Source organism: Nocardioides perillae (assembly GCF_013409425.1).
GTDB classification, from domain to species: domain Bacteria; phylum Actinomycetota; class Actinomycetes; order Propionibacteriales; family Nocardioidaceae; genus Nocardioides; species Nocardioides perillae.
The window spans coordinates 3,523,109-3,547,663 of sequence record NZ_JACCAC010000001.1 but is presented as its reverse complement, the minus strand read 5'-3'; the positions used below and the strand labels follow the sequence as shown (position 1 = coordinate 3,547,663).

Annotated in this window: 23 protein-coding genes and 1 tRNA gene; 9 read left to right on the top strand and 15 right to left on the bottom strand. The window is 74.4% G+C overall.

The features are described from left to right. Positions 1-11: 11 nt before the first annotated feature. The 4 genes from BJ989_RS17255 to BJ989_RS16695 form a co-directional block, all read right to left on the bottom strand. A complete protein-coding gene (locus BJ989_RS17255; RefSeq protein WP_218848855.1) occupies positions 12-1,607 on the bottom strand; it encodes a methyl-accepting chemotaxis protein in 1,596 nt (531 codons plus the stop codon). Positions 1,608-1,772: 165 nt separating this feature from the next. Beyond that, positions 1,773-3,401 carry a methyl-accepting chemotaxis protein gene (locus BJ989_RS18435; RefSeq protein ID WP_179519166.1) on the bottom strand — a complete coding sequence of 543 codons (1,629 nt, stop codon included), beginning with the start codon at positions 3,399-3,401 and terminating at the stop codon, positions 1,773-1,775. A 161-nt stretch (positions 3,402-3,562) separates the two neighbouring features. Next, the gene (locus tag BJ989_RS16700; RefSeq protein WP_179519165.1) at positions 3,563-3,994 is read right to left on the bottom strand and encodes a chemotaxis protein CheW; all 432 of its coding nucleotides are present in this window, start codon (positions 3,992-3,994) and stop codon (positions 3,563-3,565) included. A gap of 1 nt (position 3,995) precedes the next feature. Then, on the bottom strand, positions 3,996-6,440 hold the full coding sequence (locus BJ989_RS16695; protein ID WP_246283459.1) for a chemotaxis protein CheW: 2,445 nt from the start codon (positions 6,438-6,440) through the stop codon (positions 3,996-3,998). 248 nt (positions 6,441-6,688) lie between these two features. Between BJ989_RS16695 and csrA the strand changes: the two genes are divergently transcribed. Then, positions 6,689-6,931 (top strand): carbon storage regulator CsrA, encoded by a 243-nt coding sequence (gene csrA / locus BJ989_RS16690; protein WP_179519163.1) that lies wholly within the window; start codon positions 6,689-6,691, stop codon positions 6,929-6,931. A 7-nt stretch (positions 6,932-6,938) separates the two neighbouring features. Here the strand turns inward: csrA and BJ989_RS16685 are convergent, their stop codons facing one another. Then, positions 6,939-7,598: a response regulator gene (locus tag BJ989_RS16685; protein WP_343049468.1), complete on the bottom strand. Its 660-nt coding sequence runs from the start codon at positions 7,596-7,598 to the stop codon at positions 6,939-6,941. 148 nt (positions 7,599-7,746) lie between these two features. Between BJ989_RS16685 and BJ989_RS16680 the strand changes: the two genes are divergently transcribed. After that, on the top strand, positions 7,747-9,363 hold the full coding sequence (locus tag BJ989_RS16680) for an MDR family MFS transporter (protein WP_343049467.1): 1,617 nt from the start codon (positions 7,747-7,749) through the stop codon (positions 9,361-9,363). Next, positions 9,360-9,824, top strand: coding sequence for a MarR family transcriptional regulator (locus BJ989_RS17980; protein ID WP_179519162.1), 465 nt, complete (start codon positions 9,360-9,362; stop codon positions 9,822-9,824). The genes BJ989_RS16680 and BJ989_RS17980 overlap by 4 nt, the downstream gene beginning before the upstream one ends. Positions 9,825-9,942: 118 nt before the next feature. On the opposite strand, the gene BJ989_RS16670 is transcribed toward BJ989_RS17980, so the two are convergent. The 3 genes from BJ989_RS16670 to BJ989_RS16660 are packed head-to-tail and all read right to left on the bottom strand — an operon-like array spanning position 9,943 to position 13,784. Then, a complete protein-coding gene (locus BJ989_RS16670; RefSeq protein ID WP_179519161.1) occupies positions 9,943-11,568 on the bottom strand; it encodes a glycoside hydrolase family 13 protein in 1,626 nt (541 codons plus the stop codon). 54 nt (positions 11,569-11,622) lie between these two features. Continuing rightward, a complete protein-coding gene (locus BJ989_RS16665) occupies positions 11,623-12,423 on the bottom strand; it encodes a hotdog family protein (RefSeq protein WP_179519160.1) in 801 nt (266 codons plus the stop codon). Next, the gene (locus BJ989_RS16660) at positions 12,420-13,784 is read right to left on the bottom strand and encodes a cryptochrome/photolyase family protein (RefSeq protein ID WP_343049466.1); all 1,365 of its coding nucleotides are present in this window, start codon (positions 13,782-13,784) and stop codon (positions 12,420-12,422) included. Before BJ989_RS16660 ends, BJ989_RS16665 begins: the two co-directional genes overlap by 4 nt. Before the next feature lie 87 nt (positions 13,785-13,871). On the opposite strand from BJ989_RS16660, the gene BJ989_RS16655 reads away from it, so the two are divergent. Continuing rightward, positions 13,872-14,558: an iron-dependent transcriptional repressor DtxR gene (locus tag BJ989_RS16655; RefSeq protein ID WP_179519159.1), complete on the top strand. Its 687-nt coding sequence runs from the start codon at positions 13,872-13,874 to the stop codon at positions 14,556-14,558. A gap of 137 nt (positions 14,559-14,695) precedes the next feature. Continuing rightward, positions 14,696-15,073 (top strand): hypothetical protein, encoded by a 378-nt coding sequence (locus tag BJ989_RS16650; RefSeq protein WP_179519158.1) that lies wholly within the window; start codon positions 14,696-14,698, stop codon positions 15,071-15,073. A gap of 59 nt (positions 15,074-15,132) precedes the next feature. Here the strand turns inward: BJ989_RS16650 and BJ989_RS16645 are convergent, their stop codons facing one another. After that, a complete protein-coding gene (locus tag BJ989_RS16645) occupies positions 15,133-16,059 on the bottom strand; it encodes an NAD-dependent protein deacetylase (protein ID WP_246283458.1) in 927 nt (308 codons plus the stop codon). After that, positions 16,056-16,325, bottom strand: a complete 270-nt coding sequence (locus tag BJ989_RS16640; RefSeq protein WP_179519157.1) for a DUF2277 domain-containing protein — start codon at positions 16,323-16,325, stop codon at positions 16,056-16,058. Before BJ989_RS16640 ends, BJ989_RS16645 begins: the two co-directional genes overlap by 4 nt. 89 nt (positions 16,326-16,414) lie before the next feature. Between BJ989_RS16640 and BJ989_RS16635 the strand changes: the two genes are divergently transcribed. Next, positions 16,415-17,599, top strand: coding sequence for a saccharopine dehydrogenase family protein (locus BJ989_RS16635; RefSeq protein WP_179519156.1), 1,185 nt, complete (start codon positions 16,415-16,417; stop codon positions 17,597-17,599). A gap of 45 nt (positions 17,600-17,644) precedes the next feature. Here the strand turns inward: BJ989_RS16635 and BJ989_RS16630 are convergent. Beyond that, a tRNA-Arg gene (locus BJ989_RS16630) sits at positions 17,645-17,720 on the bottom strand. Positions 17,721-17,943: 223 nt separating this feature from the next. Here BJ989_RS16630 and BJ989_RS16625 point away from each other — a divergent pair. Continuing rightward, on the top strand, positions 17,944-19,203 hold the full coding sequence (locus tag BJ989_RS16625; protein ID WP_343049465.1) for an LCP family protein: 1,260 nt from the start codon (positions 17,944-17,946) through the stop codon (positions 19,201-19,203). After that, complete coding sequence (locus tag BJ989_RS16620; protein ID WP_179516474.1) at positions 19,184-19,405, top strand: hypothetical protein; 222 nt, start codon at positions 19,184-19,186, stop codon at positions 19,403-19,405. The genes BJ989_RS16625 and BJ989_RS16620 overlap by 20 nt, the downstream gene beginning before the upstream one ends. Positions 19,406-19,524: 119 nt before the next feature. On the opposite strand, the gene BJ989_RS16615 is transcribed toward BJ989_RS16620, so the two are convergent. The 3 genes from BJ989_RS16615 to BJ989_RS18430 all read right to left on the bottom strand — a co-directional run bounded on the left by BJ989_RS16615 (position 19,525) and on the right by BJ989_RS18430 (position 21,134). Next, a complete protein-coding gene (locus BJ989_RS16615; RefSeq protein WP_179519155.1) occupies positions 19,525-19,914 on the bottom strand; it encodes an MscL family protein in 390 nt (129 codons plus the stop codon). Positions 19,915-19,962: 48 nt separating this feature from the next. Beyond that, the gene (locus BJ989_RS16610) at positions 19,963-20,625 is read right to left on the bottom strand and encodes an SAF domain-containing protein (protein ID WP_343049464.1); all 663 of its coding nucleotides are present in this window, start codon (positions 20,623-20,625) and stop codon (positions 19,963-19,965) included. A 182-nt stretch (positions 20,626-20,807) separates the two neighbouring features. Then, the gene (locus BJ989_RS18430) at positions 20,808-21,134 is read right to left on the bottom strand and encodes an FmdB family zinc ribbon protein (RefSeq protein ID WP_179519154.1); all 327 of its coding nucleotides are present in this window, start codon (positions 21,132-21,134) and stop codon (positions 20,808-20,810) included. Positions 21,135-21,223: 89 nt separating this feature from the next. On the opposite strand from BJ989_RS18430, the gene BJ989_RS16600 reads away from it, so the two are divergent. After that, positions 21,224-23,896, top strand: coding sequence for a penicillin acylase family protein (locus BJ989_RS16600; RefSeq protein WP_179519153.1), 2,673 nt, complete (start codon positions 21,224-21,226; stop codon positions 23,894-23,896). A gap of 16 nt (positions 23,897-23,912) precedes the next feature. On the opposite strand, the gene BJ989_RS16595 is transcribed toward BJ989_RS16600, so the two are convergent. Next, the gene (locus BJ989_RS16595; protein ID WP_343049463.1) at positions 23,913-24,554 is read right to left on the bottom strand and encodes a 5-formyltetrahydrofolate cyclo-ligase; all 642 of its coding nucleotides are present in this window, start codon (positions 24,552-24,554) and stop codon (positions 23,913-23,915) included. Between the last annotated feature and the right edge of the window lies 1 nt (position 24,555).

Sequence of the window (24,555 nt, the reverse complement as noted above, 5' to 3'; positions counted from 1 at the left end):
GCTCGTGCAGGTCAGAAGCGGAACTGCCCGACGAGCTGCTGCATGTCGGTGGCCATCCGCGACAGCTCCTCGGCGGACTGGCTGGTGGAGCCGGCGGCGGCGGTGGTGTCGTCGGCGGAGCGGGCGACGCCGGTGATGTTCTGGGCGATGTCGGAGGAGCCGGTGGCGGCTTCGGCGACGTTGCGCGACATCTCGTTGGCGGTGGCGGTCTGCTCTTCCACGGCGGAGGCGATGGTGGTCTGGGTGTCGTTGATCTCGGCGATGATCTCCGCGATCTGGGTGATGGCGGTGACGGCGGCGGCGGTGTCGGACTGGATGGCCTCGATGCGGCGGCCGATGTCTTCGGTGGCCTTGCCGGTCTCCTGGGCGAGGTCCTTGACCTCGTTGGCGACGACGGCGAAGCCCTTGCCTGCCTCGCCGGCGCGGGCGGCCTCGATGGTGGCGTTGAGGGCGAGGAGGTTGGTCTGCTCGGCGATGGAGTTGATGACCTTGATGACGTTGCCGATCTCGGCGGAGGACTCGCCGAGCTTGCCGACGGTGTGGTTGGCGTTCTCGGCGACGGAGACGGCTTGGGCTGCGACCTGGGCGGCGCTGGTGGCGTTCTTGGCGATCTCGCGGATGGAGGCGGACATCTCCTCGGTGCCGGTGGCGACGGTCTGCACGTTGTGCGAGACCTGCTCGGCGGCGGCGGAGACCAGGCCGGCCTGGCTGGAGGACTCCTGGGCGGCACCGGACATCTGGCCGGACACCGCGGACAGCTCCTGCGACGCGGAGGCGAGCGAGTGCGACGTCTGCGACATGCGGCGCATCGCCTCGCTCAGCTTGTCGAGGGCGGTGTTGAGGGCCGTGCCCATGCGGCCCACCTCGTCGGTCGAGTCGACCTCGAGGCGCTGGTCGAGCGCGCCCGCCGCGACGGCGTCGAGCACGTCGACCGTGCGGCGCAGTGGGCGGGTGATGCTGCGGCCGACGGCCACGCAGACCACCAGGGCGAGGACCAGGCCGAGCACGAGCGCCAGGCCGATCTGCACCAGCATCTGCCGGGTGAGCCCGGCGACCTGCTCGCGGTGCGCGGCGACCTCGGCGTCGATGTCGGTGCGCAGTCCCTCGAGCAGGTCGTCGAGGACGCTGTTGGCCTCGGCCACGCTGCCCTGCTGCGTGAGCGCCGCCTCCCGGTCGGACACGGCCAGCGACACGAAGTCCTCGATCGCGCCGGTGTAGGTCGCGAGCGCGGTCTCGACGCCGGGCAGCTGCTCGGCGATCCCGTCGGGGAGCTCGAGCGCTTGGACGAGGCCCAGCACCTCGACGGCGCTGGCGACGTCGTCCTGGGTGTCCTGCACGACGACCGTCAGGTCGTCCTCCAGCAGGGCGCGGTAGGCGTCGGCCTTGATCTCGCTGTTGCGGTTGTCGAGGTGGAAGAGCTCGCCGGAGGCCCGCTCGAGGGCCAAGGCGTCCTGGGTCTCCGCGCTGACCGCGCTGTTGCCGAGCACCGCGGCGCCCGTCGCGAGTGCGGCGGGGAGCAGTGCGGTGGCGGTCAGCAGGGACAGCTTGCGTCCGGTGCTGAGGTTGCGCAGCCGGGCGGCGGCGCCGGCGCGGACGGCCTCGGTCATGGGGTGCTCCTGGGGGGTGCGGTGGGGGGCGGGGTGTCCCCTGACACATCGGCAGGCCGGGCCGGGACCTTACGTCCCGGCGCCGACCTGCCGTTGGTCCTGCTGGTGCTGCTGGTGCTGCGGGGTGCTTCGGGCGGTGCTGGGTGGTGCCGGGCTACGACGACCTCAGAAGGTGTAGCGGCCCACCAGCTGCTGCATCTCCGTCGCCATCCGCGACAGCTCCTCCGCGGACTGGCTGGTGGAGCCGGCGGCGGCGGTGGTGTCGTCGGCGGAGCGGGCGACGCCGGTGATGTTCTGGGCGATGTCGGAGGAGCCGGTGGCGGCTTCGGCGACGTTGCGCGACATCTCGTTGGCGGTGGCGGTCTGCTCCTCCACGGCGGAGGCGATGGTGGTCTGGGTGTCGTTGATCTCGGCGATGATCTCCGCGATCTGGGTGATGGCGGTGACGGCGGCGGCGGTGTCGGACTGGATGGCCTCGATGCGGCGGCCGATGTCCTCGGTGGCCTTGCCGGTCTCCTGGGCGAGGTCCTTGACCTCGTTGGCGACGACGGCGAAGCCCTTGCCTGCCTCGCCGGCGCGGGCGGCCTCGATGGTGGCGTTGAGGGCGAGGAGGTTGGTCTGCTCGGCGATGGAGTTGATGACCTTGATGACGTTGCCGATCTCGGCGGAGGACTCGCCGAGCTTGCCGACGGTGTGGTTGGCGTTCTCGGCGACGGAGACGGCTTGGGCTGCGACCTGGGCGGCGCTGGTGGCGTTCTTGGCGATCTCGCGGATGGAGGCGGACATCTCCTCGGTGCCGGTGGCGACGGTCTGCACGTTGTGCGAGACCTGCTCGGCGGCGGCGGAGACCAGGCCGGCCTGGCTGGAGGACTCCTGGGCGGCACCGGACATCTGGCCGGACACCGCGGACAGCTCCTGCGACGCCGACGCCAGGGTGCCGGTGTTGGCGGAGATCTTCTGCATCGACTCGCGCAGCGAGGCCAGGGCGGCGTTCAGCGCGTCGCCCATCTGGCCGACCTCGTCGGTGGACTCGACGACCAGCTCCTGGTCGAGGCGACCGGCGGCGAGCTGCTTCAGCGCGTCGACGGTGCGGGCCAGCGGGCGGGCGATCAGGCGACCGATCCACAGGGCCAGGCCGATCGAGAGCGCGGTCGCCACCACGATCAGGCCGATGATGAGGGTGCGGGCGGAGGAGTACGCCGACTGTGCTGCGTCGAGGGACGCCTTCGCCGCGCTCTGCTCGGACGCCTTCACCTCGGCGATCGACTCGACGATGGTGCTGGCGAGCGGGGCGATCTCGTCCTCGTTGATCTCGTACAGCTCGGCGAACTTGCTGTCGATCGCGAGCGGCACGGCCTTCTCGTCGCGGACCACCTGGTAGGCGTCGATGGACTCGATGAGGCCCGTCAGGTCGTCGTCGGTGTTCTCGTTCAGGTCGACGATGGACTCGTCGACCAGCGCGTCGAGCTCGTCCATGCGGGCCCGGATGGGGTCCATCGCCTCGGGCGTCGGGGCCATCGCGAGGTACAGCAGCTTCTGGCGCAGCTCCATGAAGCTGGCCTCGACGACCGCCACCCGCTCGATGTTGCGCAGGTTCTGGTCGTACATCGTCTCGAGGCGCTGCTGGGTGTCGCCCAGCCGCATGATGCCGAGGACGCCGACGGCGATCATCAGGATGGTCGTGATCATGAAGCCGGCCAGCAGCTTCTGCGCGGTGCGCAGGTTGCGCACCTTCGCCAGCAGCCCGCCCTTGAGGGCGCGCGCCGGGGCGGACTTCGCGGTGGTGTCGCTCATGGTGAGCCTTTCGTGCGGCGTCGCGGCGCGGCGCTCTGGGGTGGGTGCTGCTGGTGGCGTGGTGCCGGGTGGTGCCGGGTGGTGCGGGGGGTGGGTGCCTGCTCGCGGGCAGGCTCGCGCCCGCCCGGCGGGTCCCAGGCGGTCGGGTGGAGCGGGGTGGCTCAGGCGGCCTTGCCGACGGTGACGGCGAGCTCGGTGTCGAGCACGAGCATCAGCTGCCCGTCGAGCTTGCAGACGCTGGTGACGAGGTCGCGCACGGACTGCGGGACCGTGTCGGGCGCCGGCTCGAAGTCGTCGTCGGCGGGCTCGAGCACGTCGCCGATCTTGTCGACGATCAGGCTCACCGCGCCCTCGGGCGTGCGGACGACCACGTTGATGGCCGAGACGTCGTCGCTGGCGACCGGGAGGTCGAGACGGCGGCGCAGGTCGACCGCGGTGACGATCTGGCCGCGCAGGTTCAGCAGGCCGCTGATCTCCGGCGAGGCGAGCGGGACCGGGGTGGTCTCCTGGCGGCGGAGCACCTCCTGGACGGTCTCGACCGGCACGCCGAAGAGGTGGTCGGCCAGGTGGAAGGTGCAGTACTGGTGCGACATCTCAGGCTCCGTAGGTCGGGACGGGGGCGAGCGCGGCCGGGTCGAGGCTGCGCACGGCGTGGGCGACGTCGACCAGCTCGGTGACGCGGTCGCTCACGACTGCCGAGCCGAGGTGGCCGCCGGTGTCGAGGCCACTGCGCACCGAGAGGGCGGCGTCGACGATGTCGACGATCTCGTGCACGACGAAGCCCACCGGCGCGCCTTCGCTCGAGCACACGACGACCTGCAGCTCCTCGGCCTCGGTGTGGCCGTAGGCGCCGTAGACGCTGTCGAGTCGGACCAGCGGCAGGATGCCGCCGCGGTACTGCACGACCTCCTGGCCGCCGACGTTCTCGACCTGCTGCAGCGCGAGCACCTCGAGCCGGTCGACCGAGGCGAGGGGCAGGCCCACGCGGCGGCCGTCGGCCAGGCCGAGCAGCAGCAGCGAGGCGCGCTCGGAGTCGTCGGTGGTGTGGGTCTGCGTGGCGCCGGCACTGCCGTGCGCGTCGGCGACCATGCCGGCCCGCTCCGCGAGGTTGACCGCGTCGAGGATCAGCACGACGCGCCCGTCGCCCATGATGGTGGCGCCGGCGAAGAGCGGCACGCCGCGCAGCTGGGTGCCCAGCGGCTTGACGACGATCTCCTCGGTGTCGCGGATGTCGTCGACCACGAGGCCGAACTGCCGCTCGCCGGCCTGCAGCACCACGATGAAGGTGGTGCCGGTGTCGACCGGCTCCTGCTCGAGCTGCTCGCGCAGGTAGACCAGCGGCAGCAGGTTGCCGCGGAGGCGGAAGACCGGCGTGCCGTGGATGTGCTCGACCTGCGGTCCGGTGCTGCCGTGCTCGACGCGCACCAGCTCCAGCAGGTTGACCTGCGGGATGGCGTAGCGCTGCTCGTCGGCGGTCACGACCAGGGCCGGGATGATGGCGAGGGTCAGCGGGATCTTGATGCGCGCGGTGGTGCCGCGCCCCGGGACGCTCGAGAGGTCGATGAGGCCACCGATCTTCTCGATGTTGGTCTTCACCACGTCCATGCCGACGCCGCGGCCCGAGACGTTGGTGACGGCCGCCGCGGTGGAGAAGCCCGGCGCGAAGACCAGGTTGAGCAGCTCGCGCTCGCCGAGGCGGGCGGCCGACTCGGCGGTGTGGATGCCCTTCTCGACCGCCTTGCGGCGCAGCTTCTCCGGGTCGATGCCGGCACCGTCGTCGGTGATCTCGATGTTGACCTGGCCGCCCTCGTGGTAGGCGCGCAGCAGCAGCGTGCCCTCGGCGGGCTTGCCGGCCGCGACGCGTGCCTCGGGGGTCTCGACGCCGTGGTCGACGGAGTTGCGCACGAGGTGGGTCAGGGGGTCCTTGACCGCCTCGAGGATGGTCTTGTCGAGCTCGGTGTCCTTGCCCTCCATGACCACGTTGACCTGCTTGCCCAGGGCCAGCGAGAGGTCGCGCACGACGCGGGGCAGCTTGCTCCACACGTTGTCGATGGGCTGCATGCGGGTCTTCATGACCCCCTCCTGCAGCTCGCCGGCGACGATGTTGAGGCGGTGGGTGCTCGACAGCAGCTCGGCGTCGTCGCGGGCGACCGCGCGCTGCACGATCTGGTTGCGGGTCAGCACGAGCTCGCCGACGAGGTTCATCAGCGAGTCGAGCAGCTCGACGTCGACGCGGATGGTGCTGTCGGAGATGGCGCGGCGGCCCTCCTCCGGCGCCGCCGGCCCGGCCACGGCGTCGGCGAGCTGCGCGACGGCGGCGCCCACCAGGGCGCTCGCCTCGGTGGGGGCGGCCTGCTCGACCTCGGTCGCGGTCGCCTCGAGCGCGACCTGCGCGGCGGCGAGCGCCTCGGACGGCGCGGCGGCGTCGGTGTCGGCGGGGCCGGCCGCGAGCGCGGCGTCGACCTCGGCGGCGACGGCCTCGGTCACGGGGTCCGCCGGCGCCGCCTTCTTCCGGCTGCGCGTCGCCTCCGGCTCCGCCGCGGCGGGTGCCGGCTCCTCGACCACCGTCGCGGTCGTGCCGGCCACTGCGTCGTCGGCCTGACCGGCGACGGTCGCGGCCGCGGTGGCGGCGGGGGCGGCTGCGGTCGCCGGCAGCACGCCGCCGGTCTGCAGGAGCAGCTCGAGGCGGCCGACGAGGGCGCTGTAGTCGCGCGGGGCCTCGGCGCCGTGCTGCTCGATGTCGCCGAGGAGCGAGCGCACCGCGTCGACCATGTCGAGCAGCGCGGTGGTGGTGTCGGCGGTCAGCACCATGTCGCCGTCGCGCAGCCGCGAGAGCAGGCTCTCGCCGACGTGCGTGATCGACTCCAGCTGGTGGAAGGCGAGGAAGCCGCTGGTGCCCTTGATGGTGTGCAGCGTGCGGAAGATGCTCGACAGGAGCTCCCGCGAGGCGGGGTCGCGCTCCAGGGAGATCAGGTCCTGGTCGAGCTGGTCGAGGTTCTCGTGGCTCTCGACCAAGAACTCCTGGACGATCTCGTCCATGCCATCCATCGTGTCTCCTCCTGTGCTGCCCGGGCGGGCTTGCACGTCGAGGATCGGCGTCTCTCCCGCGGAGGTGAGGGCTTCTCGCCGGGGCCGGGCACAAGGGGCCGATGGTCCCGACCGCGTCGGTGGACCTAGGTCCCGGGCCCGGGTGGGCGCGTCGGCCCTCCCCGACCCCCGCCGACCCGGCGCCGGGGCGCTCGGGCGCGGTGCGGCGTACGCCGCGGGGTTGCCTGTAGCGTGACGCCATGCTGGTCCTGAGCCGTCGCGCCGGTGAGAGCGTCGTCATCGGCGAGGACGTCACCGTGACGATCCTCGAGGTGCGCGGCGACGTGGTGCGCGTCGGCATCGACGCGCCGCGCTCGGTCTCGGTGCACCGCGCCGAGCTGCTGGCCGAGCTCGAGAGCAGCAACCGCGGGGCGGCCTCGCCCAGCGACGACGCCGTCGCCTCGCTCGCCGAGGGCCTCGGCAAGCTGCGCAAGGAGCGCTGAGCGGGGCTCAGCCCTGGCGCAGGCGGGAGGCCAGCACGGCCGCCTGGGTGCGCCGCTCCACGCCGAGCTTGCTGAGGATGCTCGTGACGTGGTTCTTGACCGTCTTCTCGGCCAGGAACAGCCGGTCGCCGATCTGGCGGTTGGTCAGGCCCTCGGCGATGTGGTCGAGGATCTTGCGCTCCTGGCCGGTGAGGTGGGCCAGCTCGTCGGGCTGCTCGGCGGCACGGCGCGCGCGCTCGAAGACGCGGGCGGCGATGAGCGGGTCGATGAGCGACTGGCCGTCGGCCACTGCGCGCACCCCGCTCAGCAGCGAGTCACCCTCGATCTGCTTGAGGACGTAGCCCGCGGCACCGGCCATGATCGCGGCGAACATCGCCTCGTCGTCGTCGTAGCTGGTGAGGATCAGCGCCTTGAGCTCCGGGCGGGCGGCGCGCGCGTCGCGGCACACCTCGATGCCGGAGCCGTCCGGCAGGCGGGCGTCGAGCACGGCGACGTCGGGCGCGAGCTCGGCGAGCATCGGGACGGCCTCGGCGGCGGTGCCGGCCTCGCCGACGACCTCGATGTCGCCCTCCGACTCCAGCAGGGTGCGCAGGCCCCGCCGCACGATCTCGTGGTCGTCGAGCAGGAAGGCACGCACACGGCGCTCCGAGGTCCGTCGTGTCGTCACGGGGACATCATCGGCCGTCCGGCCGCAGATCTGTGCAAGAACCGCACAACTACCGGCGGGTCACCACCGCAGGGGTGGTGGCGATTCGGTTGCGAGATGCAACCGACTTATGGTTGTCGACCACAACCATCCGTCGAGAGGCACCACCGTGACCACGACCGCCGACCGCGCCGACAGCTCGTCGTACGCCGTGGGGGCACCGGCCCCGATGACCCACCGCCAGGTGCTCGAGGCGCTGTCGGGGCTGCTGCTCGCGATGTTCGTCGCGATGCTCTCCTCGACGGTCGTCTCCAACGCGCTGCCGGTGATCGTGGCCGACCTCGAGGGCAGCGAGTCGGGCTACACCTGGGTCGTCGTCGCCACGCTGCTGACGATGACCGCGACCACGCCGCTGTGGGGCAAGCTGGCCGACCTCTACGACAAGAAGGTGCTGGTGCAGTCGGCACTCGTCGTCTTCGCCGTGGGCTCGCTGGCCGCCGGCCTCGCGCCCAGCATGGGGACGCTCATCGCGGCCCGGGCGGTGCAGGGTCTCGGGGTGGGCGGGCTGACGGCCCTGGTGCAGGTCGTGATCGCCACCATGGTCTCGCCGCGCGAGCGGGGCCGCTACTCCGGCTACATCGGCGCCGTCTTCGCGCTCGCGACGGTGTCGGGCCCGCTGGTCGGCGGCCTCATCGTCGACACCCCCTTCCTCGGCTGGCGGTGGTGCTTCTTCGTCGGCATCCCGGTCTCGGTGCTGGCCTTCGTCGTCCTGCAGCGCACCCTGCGCCTGCCGGTCGTGCGCCGCGACGTGCAGCTCGACGTCGCGGGCGCCGTGCTGGTCGCCGCGTCGGTCTCGGTGCTGCTCGCCTGGGTGTCGCTGGCGGGCCACTCCTTCGACTGGGCGTCGTGGCAGACCGCCGCGATGCTGACCGCCGGCACGACCCTGCTGGTGCTCGCCGTCGCCGTCGAGCTGCGCGTGCCGGAGCCGATCATCCCGCTGCGCCTCTTCCGTGACCGCACGACCGCGCTGGCGACGGGTGCGTCGGTGCTCGTCGGGCTCGCGATGTTCGGCTCGACGGTCTACCTCTCGCAGTACTTCCAGATCGCCCGCGGCATGAGCCCCACCGCCGCCGGCCTGATGTCGGTCGCGATGGTCGGCGGCCTGCTGGTCTCGAGCATCGCCACCGGCCGCGCGATCACCGCCACCGGCCGGTGGAAGCGCTACCTGGTCGGCGGCATGGTGCTCGTGGTGGTCGGGCTCGGGCTCCTCGCGACCATCGACGAGCAGACCTCGCTCGTGGTCGTCGGTGCCTTCATGGCCGTGCTCGGACTGGGGTTGGGCGCGACGATGCAGAACCTCGTGCTCGCCGTGCAGAACGGCGCGGCCCAGCGCGACATGGGTGCGGTCAGCTCGGTCGTCGCGTTCTTCCGGTCCCTCGGCGGCTCGGTCGGCGTCTCGGTGCTCGGGGCGGTGCTGGGACACCGCGTCGTCGACGGCGTGACCGAGGGCCTGGCGCGACTCGGGGTGCCGGTCGACGGCGCGGCCGGTCGCACGGTGCCGGACGTCTCCACGCTCCCACCGGCGGTGCGCGCGGTCTTCGAGTCGGCGTACGGCGAGGGGACGGCGCTGATCTTCGCCGTCGCGGTCCCTTTCGCCGTGCTGGCGCTGGTGTGCGTCTCGCTCCTCCGCGAGGTGCCGCTCCGCACCACCGTGCAGCGCGCCGACGAGATCGAGCAGGCCGCCGGGCTGGCTCCCGGTGGCGCGCCGGCGCCGGGACCGCGGTGAGGACCGAGGAGCAGGAGGGCGTCGACGCCCGGCGAGCCGCCGTGTCGCAGGTGGAGGCCGAGGTGCTGGTGCTCGGCCGGCGGCTGCGGCGCGTGCTGCACCAGCGGGCCGCAGCGCTCGGACCCAGCCTGACCCCGGTCGGCTACCTCGTGCTCGGCCGGCTGGTCCGCGAGGGGCCGGCCCGCCAGGTCGACCTGGTGGCCACGTCGGGTATCGAGAAGGGGGCCGTGAGCCGTCTCGTCACCCAGCTCGAGGCGGCCGGCCTGGTGGAGCGTCGCGCCGACCCCGACGACCGCCGTGCCTGCCGGGTCGCGGCGACCGCCGCGGCGGAGGAGGCCTTCGCCCGGGTCGACGCGGAGCGCCGCGAGCGCTACCTCGCCCGCCTCGACGCCCTCCCCATCGCCGACCTGGAGCAGCTTGCCGCGCTGCTGGGGCGCTACAACGCGGCGGTCGAGGGCTGACGCGCCGACCGGCCGGACGGCGTACCTGTGGCCCAGGTCCTGCACATGTGCCCCGAGTTGTCGGGGCACATGTGCAGGAGTCCCCGGTCAGCCGGTGACTCCGACAGGGTGCGGGTCGTCAGACCCGCAGCCAGGCGGCGGTGTCGCCGGGCAGCGAGCCGTCGAGCGGTCCGCTGGCGGCGATGACCTCGCCCGCGGGGAGGTCGACGGGGGTGCTGCCGCAGTTGAGCACGGCGAGCACCGGGCCGCGACGGAAGGCGAGCACGTCGTCGCCGAGGTCGACCATGTCGACCTCGTCGCCGGCCGTGGTCGCGAAGTCGCGGCGGGTGTGCAGCACGGAGCGGTAGAACTCCAGCGTGGAGCCCTCGACGCCCTCCTGCGCCTCGACGGTGAGGTCGACCCACTCGTCGGGCTGCGGGATCCACGGCTGGCCCTCGCCGGGGCCGAAGTCGAAGGGCGGCTTCTGCCCGCCCCACGGCATCGGCACGCGGCAGCCGTCGCGGCCGACCTCGCCGGTGCGGAACCACGACGGGTCCTGGCGGAACTCCTCCGCGACGTCGACCTGCTCGAGGCCGAGCTCCTCACCCTGGTAGAGGTAGGAGGAGCCGGGGAGCGCGAGCATCGTCATCGTCGCCGCCTTCGCGCGGGCGAGGCCCTGCGCACCGCCGCCGTAGCGGGTGGGGTGGCGCACGACGTCGTGGTTGCTGAGCACCCAGGTCGGCGAAGCGTCGGTGGCGGCCAGCGAGTCGAGGGTGTCGGTGACGACGTCGCGGAAGGCCTGGGCCGACCACGGGGCGAGCAGCCACGAGAAGTTGAAGGTCTGGTGCAGCTCGTCGGGGCGGATGAACTTGGCCATGGACTCCGCGGTCTGCGTCCAGGCCTCCGCCACGCTCATCCGGCCCTCGTAGTCGTCCATGACCCGGCGCCAGCGGCGGTAGACCTCGTGCACCTCGGGCTGGTCCCACATCGGCTCGTCGGTGAGGGTGCGCTCGACCATCGAGCGCTCCTCCGCCGCCTCCGCCACGTGGTCGTCGGGCAGGCCGCGCGCGAGCTCGGGGCGCTCCTGGTCGCGCAGGCTCGCCTCCTTGTAGAGGCCGTGCGCGACGTCGATGCGGAAGCCGTCGGCGCCGCGGTCGAGCCAGAAGCGCAGCACGTCCTCGAACATGTCGCCGACCTCGGGGTTGCGCCAGTCGAGGTCGGGCTGGGTGGAGTCGAAGAGGTGGAGGTACCACTGCCCCGGCGCGCCGTCGGCCTCGGTGACGCGGGTCCAGGCCGGGCCGCCGAAGACGGAGTGCCAGTTGTTGGGCGGCTCGGAGCCGTCGACCCCGCGACCGTCGCGGAAGAGGTAGCGGGCGCGCTCCGGGCTGCCCGGGCCGGCCGCCAGCGCCGCCTGGAACCACACGTGCTGGTCGGAGGTGTGGTTGGGCACGAGGTCGACGATGACCTTGAGGTCGAGCTCGTGGGCGCGCGCGAGCAGCGCGTCGGCCGCGTCGAGGTCGCCGAAGAGCGGGTCGACGTCGCAGTAGTCGGCCACGTCGTAGCCGTGGTCCTTCTGCGGCGAGGTGTAGAAGGGCGTGATCCACAGCGCGTCGGCCCCGAGGGCGGCGATGTGGGGGAGCCGGGACGTGATGCCGGGCAGGTCGCCCACGCCGTCGCCGTCGCTGTCGGCGAAGCTGCGGACGTAGACCTGGTAGCACACCGCGTGGCGCCACCAGGCGTTCTTTGGATCGTTAAAATCGCGCATGCCGCCAGTCTCCCCCGCCGGGGGGCTCGCGGTCAACGCCAGGACGTGCGGGCCTCAGGCGAAGAGCGCCGGGTCGACCGCGAACCACACGTGCTCGGCGGCCCCGACCACCACGCCGTCCTCGTCGTGCAGCGAGGAGGCGGTCAGGGTGCGGCGGCCGTCGACGCCGCGGGCGGCGCCGACCACGACCAGCGTCTCGCCGGGCCGCGGCAGCCGGTGGACCACTGCGGTCATCCGACCGAGCACCATGAGCCGCTCCTCGAGGTCGCCGGCCCACCCGCCGACGCAGTCGAGCGCTGCCCAGGTCGTCGCCAGGTCGACCGGCTCGGCTGACCCGGCTGACCCGGCTGACCCGGCTGACCCGGCCGGCCCGGCCGGCACCCAGGTCGCCGCGACGCGGGGCTCGTCGGCGTCGCGCGGGTCGACCGGCCCCGGGAAGATCCGCAGGCCGTCGCCCGGCTCTCGACCCGGACCGCAGGCGAAGCAGGTGGGGAAGGGGTGCGAGCGCAGGCCGGGGTACGCCGCCTCCGCGGCCGCCGCGTCGGCGACCGGGACGCCCGGCACGGGACGGGGCGGGGCGGGGGCCGCGACCGCCTCCGCGACCACCACCCCGTCGTGGTGGGCGACCAGCGCGCCCGCCTCGTCGTGGGTGGTGGGCATCGGGGTGTCGAGCGGGGGCGGGGTGCGCAGCGTGACGGTCACCGCCGTGCCGAGGGGGCCGGACCCGCGGGCGTCCGCCCAGAGCGCGGCGAGCGCCCCGGCGCTCCACCCGCCGTTGCCGCTGCGCGGCGGGCCGCAGAAGCGGGCGGGGACGGTGAGGGCCTGCTCGGTGGGCTCGGTGCGCTGGGTGGTCACGGCCGGATCTTGCCGTACCGCTCGAGCGCCTCCTTGCGCTCCGCGGCGTGGTCGACGACGGGGGCGGGGTAACCCACCTGCTCGCGCTGCTCCGGCGAGGGGTCGTGCACGTCGGCGTCGTCGGGCAGCGCGGCGAGCTCGGGCACCCACTGCCGCACGTAGGCACCGTCGGGGTCGAACTTCCGGCCCTGGGTGGTGGGGTTGAAGACCCGGAAGAAGGGCGAGGCGTCGGTGCCCGACCCGGCCGTCCACTGCCAGCCGTGGTTGTTGGAGGCCAGGTCGCCGTCGACGAGCCAGTGCAGGAAGTGCCGGGCGCCGTGCTGCCACTCGACGTGCAGGTCCTTGACCAGGAAGCTCGCGGTGATCATCCGCACCCGGTTGTGCATCCAGCCGACGGCCCGCAGCTGTCGCATCCCGGCGTCGACGACGGGGAAGCCGGTGCGCCCCTCCCGCCAGGCCTCGAAGCCGGCGCCGGGCTCGTCGTACTGCAGGCGGGCGAGCTCGGGCTTGTAGTAGTCGCGGGCGGAGTCGGGGCGCTGGAAGAGGACGTCGGCGTAGAAGTCGCGCCAGGCCAGCTCGGTGCGGTAGGTCGTCGGCCCCTTGCCGCGGCGCCCCTTCAGGTCGGCGAGCAGCGTGCGGGGGTGCACCTCGCCGTACTTGAGGTGGTGCGACATCCGCGAGGTGGAGTCGAGGTCGGGACGGTTGCGCTCCTCGTCGTAGTCGGCGACGCGGTCGAGGAAGGCCGCCCACGCGCGCCGCGCGGCCTCCTCGCCGGCCTCGGGCAGCGCGAGGCCGTCGGGCAGGTCGACGTCGGGCAGGTCGTCGGTGCGCTCGAGCGTCAGCCACGTGGCAGCACTGGGCGGGTCGACCGGGCCGCGCCAGCCGTGCTCCGCCCACGCGCGCGAGAAGGGCGTGAACACCTGGTAGGGCTTCCCGGAGCCGTTGACGACGCGCCCCGGCGCAACGGCGTACGGCGAGCCCGTCCGCACGACCTCGACCTCACGCTCGGCGAGGGCCGCCTCGACCCGCTCGTCGCGCCGGCGGCCGTAGGGGCCGTAGTCGGCGGCGAGGTGGACCCGGCGGGCGTCCACCTCCGCCGCGACGCGCGGCAGCACCTCGACGGGGTCGCCGTGCACGACCTGCAGGCCGCCGCCGAGCCCGTCGAGCGCGGTGTCGAGCGCGCGCAGCGAGGCGGTGAGGTAGGCGCGACGCGACGGGCCGGCCGGGTCCCACAGGGCCGGGTCGAGCACGAAGAGCGGCAGCACGCCGTCGGCGTCGCACGCCTCGAGCAGGGCGGGGTTGTCGCCGAGCCGCAGGTCGCGGCGGAACCACATGACGGTGTGCACGGGCGCGTCGCTCACGCCGTCACTGTGCCACCGCCCACCCAGCCGCCGGGGGGCCCGCCGTCGGCTGCGGGAGGTGTCGGCCGCGTCTGGGAGGATGGCGGTGTGAGCGACCTGATCGACACCACCGAGATGTACCTCCGCACGATCTACGAGCTCGTGGAGGAGGGCATCGTCCCGCTCCGCGCCCGCATCGCGGAGCGGCTGCACCAGTCGGGCCCGACGGTCTCGCAGACCGTCGCCCGGATGGAGCGCGACGGCCTGCTGACCGTCGAGGGAGACCGCCACCTCGAGCTCACCGAGGAGGGCCGCCGCCTCGCGGTGCGGGTCATGCGCAAGCACCGCTTGGCCGAGCGGCTGCTCACCGACGTCATCGGCCTCGACTGGGAGCTCGTGCACGCCGAGGCGTGCCGGTGGGAGCACGTGATGAGCGAGACCGTCGAGCGGCGCCTGCTCGAGCTGCTCGACCACCCCACAGAGTCGCCCTACGGCAACCCCATCCCCGGCCTCGACGAGCTCGGCCAGACCGCGCCCGGCGAGGGCTTCATGGAGGGCGTGCAGTCGCTGGCGTCGGCCGCGGGCACCGCGGAGGGCCGCGTGCACGTGCGCCGCATCTCCGAGGAGATGCAGAAGGACGAGGTGCTGATGAGCGCGCTGCGGCGTGCCGGGGCCCTGCCCGACAAGACCGTCACCGTCGTCGGCACCGAGCACGGCGTGCTCGTGGGCTCCTCCGGCGAGACCGCCGAGGTCGACCTCGAGGCCGCCGAGCACATCTTCGTGCGCGTGCTCTGACCTCGCTCCGTCGGGCCGCCCGGGTCCCGGGTGGTCCAGACCGGTGGGAGCGGTCGCGATCCGCGGCGTGACCCGGCCCCGAACGCGTCGTTGAGGTGGGTGCGGGTTGAGGGACCCGCACCGGGAGGGAGCCCACCATGCTGCTCGTCGAGACCGAGGTCGCGGAGTTCACGCGCCGCAGTCGTTCGCTGCTCGTCAGCCACACCGCCGCCGGCCTGCCCCGCGGGCTCGAGCCCGGCGAGGTCGTCGTCGTGCGCTCGGGCGCCGAGCACTGGACCGGCTGCGTGGTCGACGTCGACTTCACCCTCGACGACACCGTCTACCGCCTCTCGCTCGGCGGGGTCGTCCCGGCCGACCAGGCCGAGGCCCTCCTGTGCGAGGACGCCGCCGCCGAGGCCCCCCGCGTCGACGTCGCCGACGTCGTCGCGATGCTCGGCAGCCTGCGCACCGTCGGTCGCGAGGCCATGCGGGTGCCCGCGCAGCGCCGCGCCGTCGCGCTGCTCGCCGAGAGCTGACCTGACCCCCTGGCCGGGCTCCAGTCGCGGGCTCCAGTCGCGGGCTCCAGTCGCGGGCCTCAGCCCCTGGCGTCGGCCAGCGCGGTGAGGAAGCCGCTGCAGCCGGCCTCGACCACCAGGGTCGCGAGGTCGTCGCCGCGCGTGGCGCCCCGGTTGACCACGACGACCGGCGTGCCCGCCTTGGCCGCGCGCCGCACGAAGCGCAGGCCGCTCATCACCGTCAGCGACGAGCCGACGACCAGCAGCGCCCCCGGCGGGTCGTCCGCCAGCGCGTCGACCGCGTCGAGGCAGCGCTGCACCCGTGGGCGCGGGACGTTCTCGCCGAAGAAGACCACGTCGGGCTTGAGGACCCCGCCGCAGGCCTCGCACCCCGGCACGACGAAGTCGGCCGTCTCCTCCAGCTCCACGTCGCCGTCGGGCCGGTCGGCCACGTCGGCGTGCGCCTCGGCGTAGCCGGGGTTGAGGGTGGTCAACCGGGCGTGCAGCGCCGCGCGCGACGTCGTGCGCCGGCAGTCGAGGCAGACGACGTCGGCGATGCGGCCGTGGAGGGCCACCACCCGGCGGCTGCCGGCACGCTCGTGCAGGCCGTCGACGTTCTGCGTGACGAGCAGCTCCGGGTCGAGGCGCGCCAGGGCGAGGTGCCCGGCGTTGGGCTCGGCGTGGCGCATGCGGCCCCAGCCGACGTGGCTGCGCGCCCAGTAGCGCTGGCGGGCCCGCGGCGCGGCCACGAACTCCTGGTAGGTCATCGGGGTGCGCACCGGCGCGCCCGGGCCGCGGTAGTCGGGGATGCCCGAGTCGGTGCTCAGCCCCGCGCCGGTGAGCACGACGAGCCGTCGGTCGGCCAGGAGCGCGAGCGCCGCCGCGGGGTCGTCGTGGTGCGTGCGCGGTGGCAGCGCCGGCCGCTGCGCCGGCCGCACCACGGGGTGGACCACAGGCGCGAGCGCGGCCGCGGTCGACCCCGCAGCGTGCGCGGCCTGCTGGGTCAACGGGCGTACCGCAGCTCCGCGCGCGCCCGGGCCTTCGCCGCCTCGACCTCGCGGTCCTTGGGGGCGGCGGTGGTGACGAGCGCGTCGAGCAGCTCCTGGGTGGCGCGGGCGACCTCGGCGACCGCGCGGTCGAAGGCGGCCTGGTTGGCCTGCGACGGCTTGGCCGCGCCGCTGACCTTGCGGACGTACTGCAGCGCCGCCGCCGCGACCTCCTCGCCCGTCGCCGGGGGCTCGAAGTTGTGGAGCTGGCGGATGTTGCGGCACATGCCACCAGCGTACGCCGCGCCCGCCGGCCGCTCCGGGCTCGCGCGGGCTCACCCGGCGACCTGCCCGGCGACCTGCCACGATGTGGCCCATGCCCGACCGCGACCTCGACCTCGTCCTCTTCGGCGCGACCGGCTTCACCGGCCGCCTGACCGCCGAGTACCTCGCCGCCCACGGCCCCGACGACCTGCGCTGGGCGCTCGCCGGGCGCAACCCCGCCAAGCTGGAGGACGTGCGCCGCTCGCTGGCAGCCGAGCACCCGCACCTCGGTGAGCTCGAGCTGCTCACCGCCGACGTCACCGACCCGGCGTCGCTCGACGCGGTGGCCGCGCGGGCGGAGGTCGTCGCCACGACCGTCGGCCCCTACCTCGAGCACGGCGAGCCGCTCGTGCGCGCCTGCGCCGAGGCCGGCACCGACTACCTCGACCTCACCGGCGAGCCGGAGTTCGTCGACCGGATGTGGCTCGCGCACCACGAGACCGCCCAGCGCACCGGCGCCCGCCTCGTGCACGCCTGCGGCTTCGACTCCGTCCCGCACGACCTCGGCGTGCTCTTCACGGTGCAGCAGCTCGCCGCCGACGGGCCGGTGGACGGGCCGCTGACGGTGCGCGGCGTGGTGCGCGGCGGCGGCACCTTCTCGGGCGGCACCTTCCACTCCGCGCTCGGTCAGTTCGCGCGCGCTCGCCAGATGCGCGAGGCCTCCTCGCAGCGCCGCCGCCGCGAGGAGCGCCCGACCGGGCGCCGCTCGCGCGCGGTCGCCGGCAAGCCCCACCGCGACCCGCTGCTCGGCTACTGGCTGCTGCCGCTGCCGACGCTCGACCCCTTCGTGGTCGCCCGCAGCGGGGCCGCGCGCGCCGACTACGGCCCCGACTTCCGCTACTCCCACTACGCCGGCACCAAGACGCTGCGCTACGCCGCGGGCGGCGCGGTCGGCGTCACCGCCCTCGGCCTGGCCGCCCAGGTCGGCCCGCTGCGCAAGGCGCTGCTGGGCAAGGTCGCGCAGGGCGACGGCCCCGACGAGGGCCGCCGCGCCAAGTCGTGGTTCAGCGTCGACCTCGTGGGCGAGACCGGCGGCCGGACGGTGCACACCCGCGTCTCGGGCGGCGACCCGGGCTACGACGAGACCGCCAAGATGCTCGCCGAGGCCGCGCTCTCCCTCGCCCTCGACGACAACCCGACCACCAGCGGCCAGGTCACCACCGCGGTCGCGATGGGCGAGTCGCTGCTCGCGCGACTGCAGGCCGCGGGCATGCGCTTCGAGGTGGTCGAGGGCTGACGGACCGGCGGGGGCGCGCCCCCGCCCTCGTCCCGGCGTACGCCGTGGTGCCCCAGGCAGGAGTCGAACCTGCGACCTTTCGCTTAGGAGGCGGCTGCTCTGTCCACTGAGCTACTGGGGCGGAGCGCCGCCGGCGCGGACCGGCGGCGTCGGCGGACATCCTGGCACGGGCGGCGCCGCGGCCCGGCAGGGCGGCACCGCCGGTTTGGCCGCCACGCGCGCGCCGCCGCATCATGTGGGTCGGTCACCTACCCTGGAGGGTGGTGCACGTCCGGCCGGAGCTGCCGGGCGGTGCCGTGGTGCCCCTGACCGCCGCCCCTGCTGCCTGCCCTCGTGGAGACCTCGTGACCGACGCCGAGCCCGGCCCCGGCCGCCTCGACGCCACCCCGCCACGAGCCGCGTCGACCGCCCGCGCCAAGCGCCGCGGGCGCGGCCGGCGCCGGCACACCGTCGCCAAGGTGCTCCTCGCGACCGTCGTCGCGATGGCGCTGGTGACCGGGTTGTCGGTCGTCTACCTCTACCGCGAGCTCAGCGGCAACCTCAACGTCGTCGAGGTCGGCGACCGGCTGCAGGACCGGCCCGACGTGGTCGACGTCGCCGGCTCCCGCGAGCCGCTCAACGTGTTGGTCATGGGCTCCGACACCCGCGAGGGCGAGGGCAACGACATCGACGGCGAGTCCGGGGCCGCCGCCTCCGACACCACGATCCTCTTCCACTTCTCCGCCGACCGTGAGCGGGCCTACGGCGTCAGCATCCCGCGCGACTCGATGGTCGACCGGCCCGCGTGCGACCGCGGCGAGATCCCGGCCGAGGACTACCAGATGTGGAACGAGGCCTTCAGCATCGGCGGCCCGGCCTGCACCATCCAGCAGTTCGAGCAGCTCACCGACCTGCGCATCGACCACTACGTCGTGCTCGACTTCAACGGCTTCCGCGACATGGTCGACGCCGTCGACGGCGTGCAGGTCTGCATCCCCGAGACCATCGATGACCGCGAGCACGGGATCTACCTCGAGGAGGGCACCCGCGAGATCCGCGGCAAGGAGGCGCTCAACTACGTGCGCCAGCGCTACGCGGTGGGCAACGGCTCCGACATCGGCCGGATGAAGCGGCAGCAGGCCTTCATCGCCTCGATGGCCGCGAAGGTGCTCTCGGCCGACACCCTGAGCCGGCCGGACCGGCTGATCTCCTTCGCCTCCGCCGCGACGCGCAGCCTCACCGTCGACCCGGGGCTGGGCAACATCGGCCGGCTCGCCGGGCTGGCGCAGGAGTTCCAGGGCATCGGGCTCGACAAGATCAAGTTCATGACCGTGCCGTGGCAGGTCGACCCGCAGGACTCCAACCGCATCGTGTGGACCGACCAGGCCGACGTGCTCTGGCGCAAGATGCGCAATGACGAGCCGCTCTCGCGGACCCTCACCGGCACCGCGATCAGCGCGGCGGACGTGCCGGGCGGGCCCGCGGGCCCGGGGTCCGGCGCGGGCGACGGCGGCGACGGCGCGGGCGGCGGCGGTACGCCGTCGAGCCCCAGCGCCTCGCCGCAGCAGCAGGCGGCCGCCGAGCAGGCCCGCCAGGAGGCGCTCGATGCCGGACTCTGCGTCTGACGCCCAGGTCGACGCCGCGGCGGCGGACGAGCGCCGCCGGCTGCGCGAGGAGGCTGCCCGGCGCCGGCGCCGCGCCGAGGTCTTCGGCGACGTGCTGCCCGACACGACCTCAGACGAACGCGCCGCGGCGCCCTCCCCGCGGGGGGAGAGCGCCGCTGACCGCTGGTGGCGTGAGCAGGTGCCGCCGCACCACGGCTCGTAGGCGCCGCTGACGGCTCGCCGGGCAGGCCGGGCCCGCGGCAGGCCGGGGCGCCGGCGGCTATTCGTCGGTACGTGTGGACCTGCGGTCAGCGGGTGGCTGCGGGTCCGCACGATCACCGTTCAGGTGCCGGGGGTCTGCGTCCCGGTGCCGGGGACCGAGCCGGTGCCGGCCTGGGCCTGCAGGGCATCGCGGATCTGGCGCAGCAGCTCGATCTCCTCCGGCGTGCCCGGGGGAGGGCTCGGGAAGAAGCGCTCACGGGCCTTGGTGTAGGGCAGGACGACCGCGAAGTAGACGACCGCCGCGAGCACGATGAACGAGATCAGCGCGTTCAGGAAGAAGCCGAGGTCACCGAGCTCGGTGCCGGCGAAGACGTCCTCCACCGCGGGGATCTTGCTGGTCAGCCACGCCGTGAAGGCGGTGACGACCGCGCCGAAGGCGGTGCCGATGATGACTGCGACCGCGAGGTCGACGAGGTTGCCTCGCAGCAGGAAGTTCTTGAAGCCGGACACGTGTGCTCCTTCGTGCGGGCCCCGGGGTCGGAGCCGGTCGGGGAGACGCTAGCCGGACCAGACCACCGTCAGGTAGTCCCGCGCGGCGGCCGCCGCGAGTGCGCCGACGACCTCGGGCGCGGTGCCGAGGAGGACGAGCCGACCCGGGGGAGCGGCGCTCGCCTGCTCCGCGGCGACTGCCGGCGGGACGGCGAGCACCCGGACGTCCGCAGCCACGGTCGTCGCCACCCCGCCGCGCGGGGCGGTGGCGACCACGTCGACCCGGTCGCCGACGCGCAGCAGGTCGACGACCGCGGCGTCGGGCAGCCGCACCGGCACGGCGGTGAGGCCGGGCGCGGTGTCCAGCAGGTCGCGGGTGAGCAGTCGCAGGTCGGTCACCGGCTCGCCGGCACCCAGCGGCGAGGCCAGGACCTCCCCGACGGCGTCGGCTCGGGTGAGCGCGCGCGCCGGCCGGCTGCCCGGCGCGACCCGCACCACCTCCAGGTCGCCGGGGCCGAGCCGCTCGCCGGCCGGCAGGTCGCGGCTCGCGACCACCAGCGCCGCCGACGGCGCCGCCGGCGGGGCGGTCGCCTTCACCGCGGCCAGCGCCGCCACCGCGGCGAGCACCGCCGCGAGCAGCCGGCGCCGGGCGAGCACCCGGCGCCGCGTGCGGCGTCGCCACCGGGTCAGGCGACGCCGGAGGCCGGGTGGGGGCGAGGTGGTCGAGGACACGCCTCGACGCTAGGCGTGCGGGGCGTCGCGTGCGTGCGCTCGTCCACAGGGGTCTCCGGCGGGCAGCTCCCGGGTCGAGGCCGGGGCGGCGCGCTCGCGGGGGTCTCGACACGCTCGTCGGGGCTCGCTGCTCGACCGGCGGTGGGGGTGGGTCCGCTGCTCGACCAGCGGTGGGCGAGGTGTCAGGAGGCGGCGGCGGTGCTGCTCGAGGCCGAGCCGGCGGAGGAGGACGACGACGAGGTCGACGACGAGCCGGAGGTGCTCGACGAGGAGGAGTCCGACGAGCTGGAGGAGCCGCTCGAGCTGCCCGCGGTGTCGCTCGACGACGAGCTCGACCGGCTGTCGGTGCGGTAGAAGCCGGAGCCCTTGAAGACCACGCCGACGGCGTTGAAGACCTTGCGCAGGCGCCCCTGGCACGCCGGGCAGGTGGTGAGGGCGTCGTCGCTGAAGCTCTGGACCTGCTCGAAGGCGTGGTCGCAGGCGGTGCAGGCGTACTGGTAGGTGGGCACCTGGAGGCTCCTCGGGATCGGCCGGCGGAGCACGTCCGCTGGCACTCTCGACCTTCGACTGCCAAATGGTACGGCACAATGGCCAGACCATGGACGACCGCACGCCCGCACCGCCCGCCGAGCCCCGCCTGCGCGACGCCGTCCCGCGCGTGCGCGACTGGCCCCGGCCCGCGCGCTGGGCGCTCGGCACGGCCGTGGTGCTGGTCCTGCTGCTGGTCGCCGGCGTCGCGACCGCCGCGACGTTGGTGCGCCGGCCGCTGCCGCAGACCGAGGGCCGCCTCGAGCTGGCCGGGCTGGACGCCGAGGTGCAGGTGCTGCGCGACGAGCACGGCATCCCGCAGGTCTACGCCGACACCGCGCACGACCTCTTCTTCGCCCAGGGCTTCGTGCAGGCGCAGGACCGCTTCTGGGAGATGGACGTGCGCCGCCACGCCACCGCCGGCCGGCTCGCCGAGCTCTTCGGCGAGGCTGCCCTCGAGTCCGACAAGACGGTGCGCACGATGGGGTGGCGGCGGGTGGCCCAGCGCGAGCTGGCCCTCGTCGAGCCCGCGACGCGCGCCGCCCTCACGGCGTACGCCGACGGGGTCAACGCCTACCTCGACGGTCGCGGCTCGACCGACGTCGCGGTGGAGTACACCCTGCTGCGCGCCACCGGCCTCGACCACACCATAGAGCCGTGGGAGCCCGTCGACTCGCTCGCGTGGCTCAAGGCGATGGCGTGGGACCTGCGCGGCAACATGGCCGAGGAGGTCGAGCGGGTCACCGCCGCGGTGCGGGTCGGGCGGGCGCGCGCCGAGCAGCTGTTCCCGGCGTACCCCTACGACGAGCACGAGCCGATCGTGGACGGCGGCGCCGTGGTGGGCGGCACCTTCGACGCCGACGCCGAGGCCGTCGGCGCCACCACGGCGAGCGGGGTCGCCGGCGGCTCGGCGCGCCCCGCCCCGGGGTGGACCGCCGCGCAGGCGCGGGCGCTCACGTCGGCGGGTGAGGCGCTCGGCGCCGTGCCGCCGCTGCTCGGCCACGGCGACGGCCTCGGCAGCAACAGCTGGGTGGTGGCCGGCGAGCACACCGCGTCAGGTCTGCCGCTGCTGGCCAACGACCCCCACCTCGGTGTCTCGCTGCCGGGGGTGTGGACGCAGGTGGGACTGCACTGCCGCACGGTCGACGAGGAGTGCCCCTACGAGGTCAGCGGCTTCTCCTTCGCCGGCGTGCCGGGAGTGGTCATCGGCCACAACGCCGACGTGGCGTGGGGCTTCACCAACCTGGGGCCCGACGTCACCGACCTGTTCCTCGAGCGCGTGCGGGGCGACCGCTACCAGCACGGGCGGCGGCTGCGACCCCTCGAGACCCGCACCGAGGTGGTCGAGGTGCGCGACGCCCCCGACTTCGAGCTGGTCGTGCGTGAGACCCACCACGGCCCCCTGCTCTCCGACGTCAGCCGCGAGCTCAGCTCCGTGGGCGCGAACGCGCCCACGCCCGACGCCCTGGGCGACCCCGCGCGCGGCAACGGCTACGCGGTCGCGCTCGCCTGGACCGCCCTGCGCCCCTCGCCGACCGCCGACGCGCTGCTCGCGCTGAACCAGGCCGAGGACTGGGCCGACTTCCGGGCCGCCGCGGCCGACTTCGCCGTGCCGGCGCAGAACCTGGTCTACGCCGACCGCGAAGGCCACGTCGGCTACCAGGCGCCGGGGCGGGTGCCGGTGCGGCTGCCCGGCAACGACGGGCGGTGGCCGGCCGAGGGCTGGCGGCTCACCGACGACTGGTCCGCCAGGCCGGTCCCCTTCGAGGCGCTGCCCAGCGAGCTCGACCCCGACGACGGTCTCGTCGTGACGGCCAACCAGGCCGTGGTGGGACCCGACTACCCCTACCTGCTGACCCGCGACTGGGACCTCGGCTACCGCGCCCAGCGCATCCGCGACCGGCTCGAGAGCGACGTCGCCGTCGGCGAGCGGCTCGGGGTCGACGACGCCGTGGCGCTGCAGCTCGACGACCGCCACCCCTTCGCGACCACGCTGCTGCCGCACCTGCTGCGCCAGGACCTGCCGCGCGGCTTCTTCTCCGACGGCCAGCGCCTGCTGCGCGACTGGGACCTCGCGCAGTCCGCCGACAGCGCGGGCGCGGCGTACTTCAACGCGGTGTGGTCGCACCTGCTGCGCCTCACCTTCCACGACGAGCTGCCCGCGCAGGTCCACCCCGACGGCGGCGACCGGTGGTTCGGGGTCGTCGACGCGCTGCTCGACGACCCGCTCGACCCGTGGTGGGACGACGTCGGCACGCCGGGGCTCGAGACCCGTGACGACGTCGTGCGGCAGGCGATGCGCGACGCCCGCGACGAGCTGACCCGCCTGCTCGGCCGCGACGCCGAGGAGTGGGAGTGGGGGCGGCTGCACCGCCTGGACCTGCAGAGCCCGACGATCGGGCAGTCGGGCAGCGCCCTCGCGGAGCGGCTGCTCAACCGCGACGGCTGGGAGGTCTCGGGCGGCAGCAGCACCGTCGACGCGACCTCGTGGGACGCGGCCGAGGGCTACGGCGTGACGGCGGCCCCGTCGATGCGGATGGTGGTCGACCTCGCCGACCTCGACGACTCGCGGTGGATCTCGCTGACCGGGGTGTCGGGGCACCCCGCCAGCGAGCACTACGTCGACCAGACCGAGCGGTGGGTCGACGGGCGCACCTTGCCGTGGCCCTTCGGCGAGGCGGCCGTGCGCGACGCGACGCGCGACGTGCTGGTGCTCGAGCCGGCCGAGGAGCCGCTGGGCTGACGTCGGCCGACCGGGCTCAGCCGAAGCGCAGGACGCGCCCCGGCACGACCGCCGCCGCCACCGGGCGGTCGTGGGACTCGGTCGGCACGGGCAGCCCGGTCTCGCCGGGGTGGAGCAGGACGGCCGTCAGGGTGCCCACCGGCACCCGCGCGAGCGCCCGGTCGTAGGAGCCGCCGCCGCGCCCGAGCCGCTCGCCGGCGGGCCCGACGGCCAGGCCGGGCACGAGCACGACGTCGGCGGTCGCGACCGCGTCGGTGCCGAGGGTCGGCGCCGTCGGCTCGAGCAGCCCGCGCCCCGCCCGCGCCAGGCCCACCGCGCCGCGGTGCTCGGCCCAGTCGAGGTCGAGGTCCGGGCGCAGCACCGGCAGCAGGACGCGGTGCCCGCGGGCCCGCAGCGCCTCGAGCAGCAGGCCGGTGCCGGGCTCGCTGCCCACCGAGACGTACGCCGCGACGGTGGCGGCACGGCGTACTTCGGGGAGGGCGAGCACCTCCTCCGACAGCGCGAGGGCGGTCTGCGCCAGCTCGGCCAGGGAGAGGCGTCGCCGCGCGGCGAGCACCTGGTCGCGCAGCGCGGTCTTGGCGGGCAGCGGGCCGTCGCCGGCCGGTCGGCGCGGGTCGGCGGGTCCGGGCCCGCCCGGAGGGGTTTGCGGGGGAGCCACC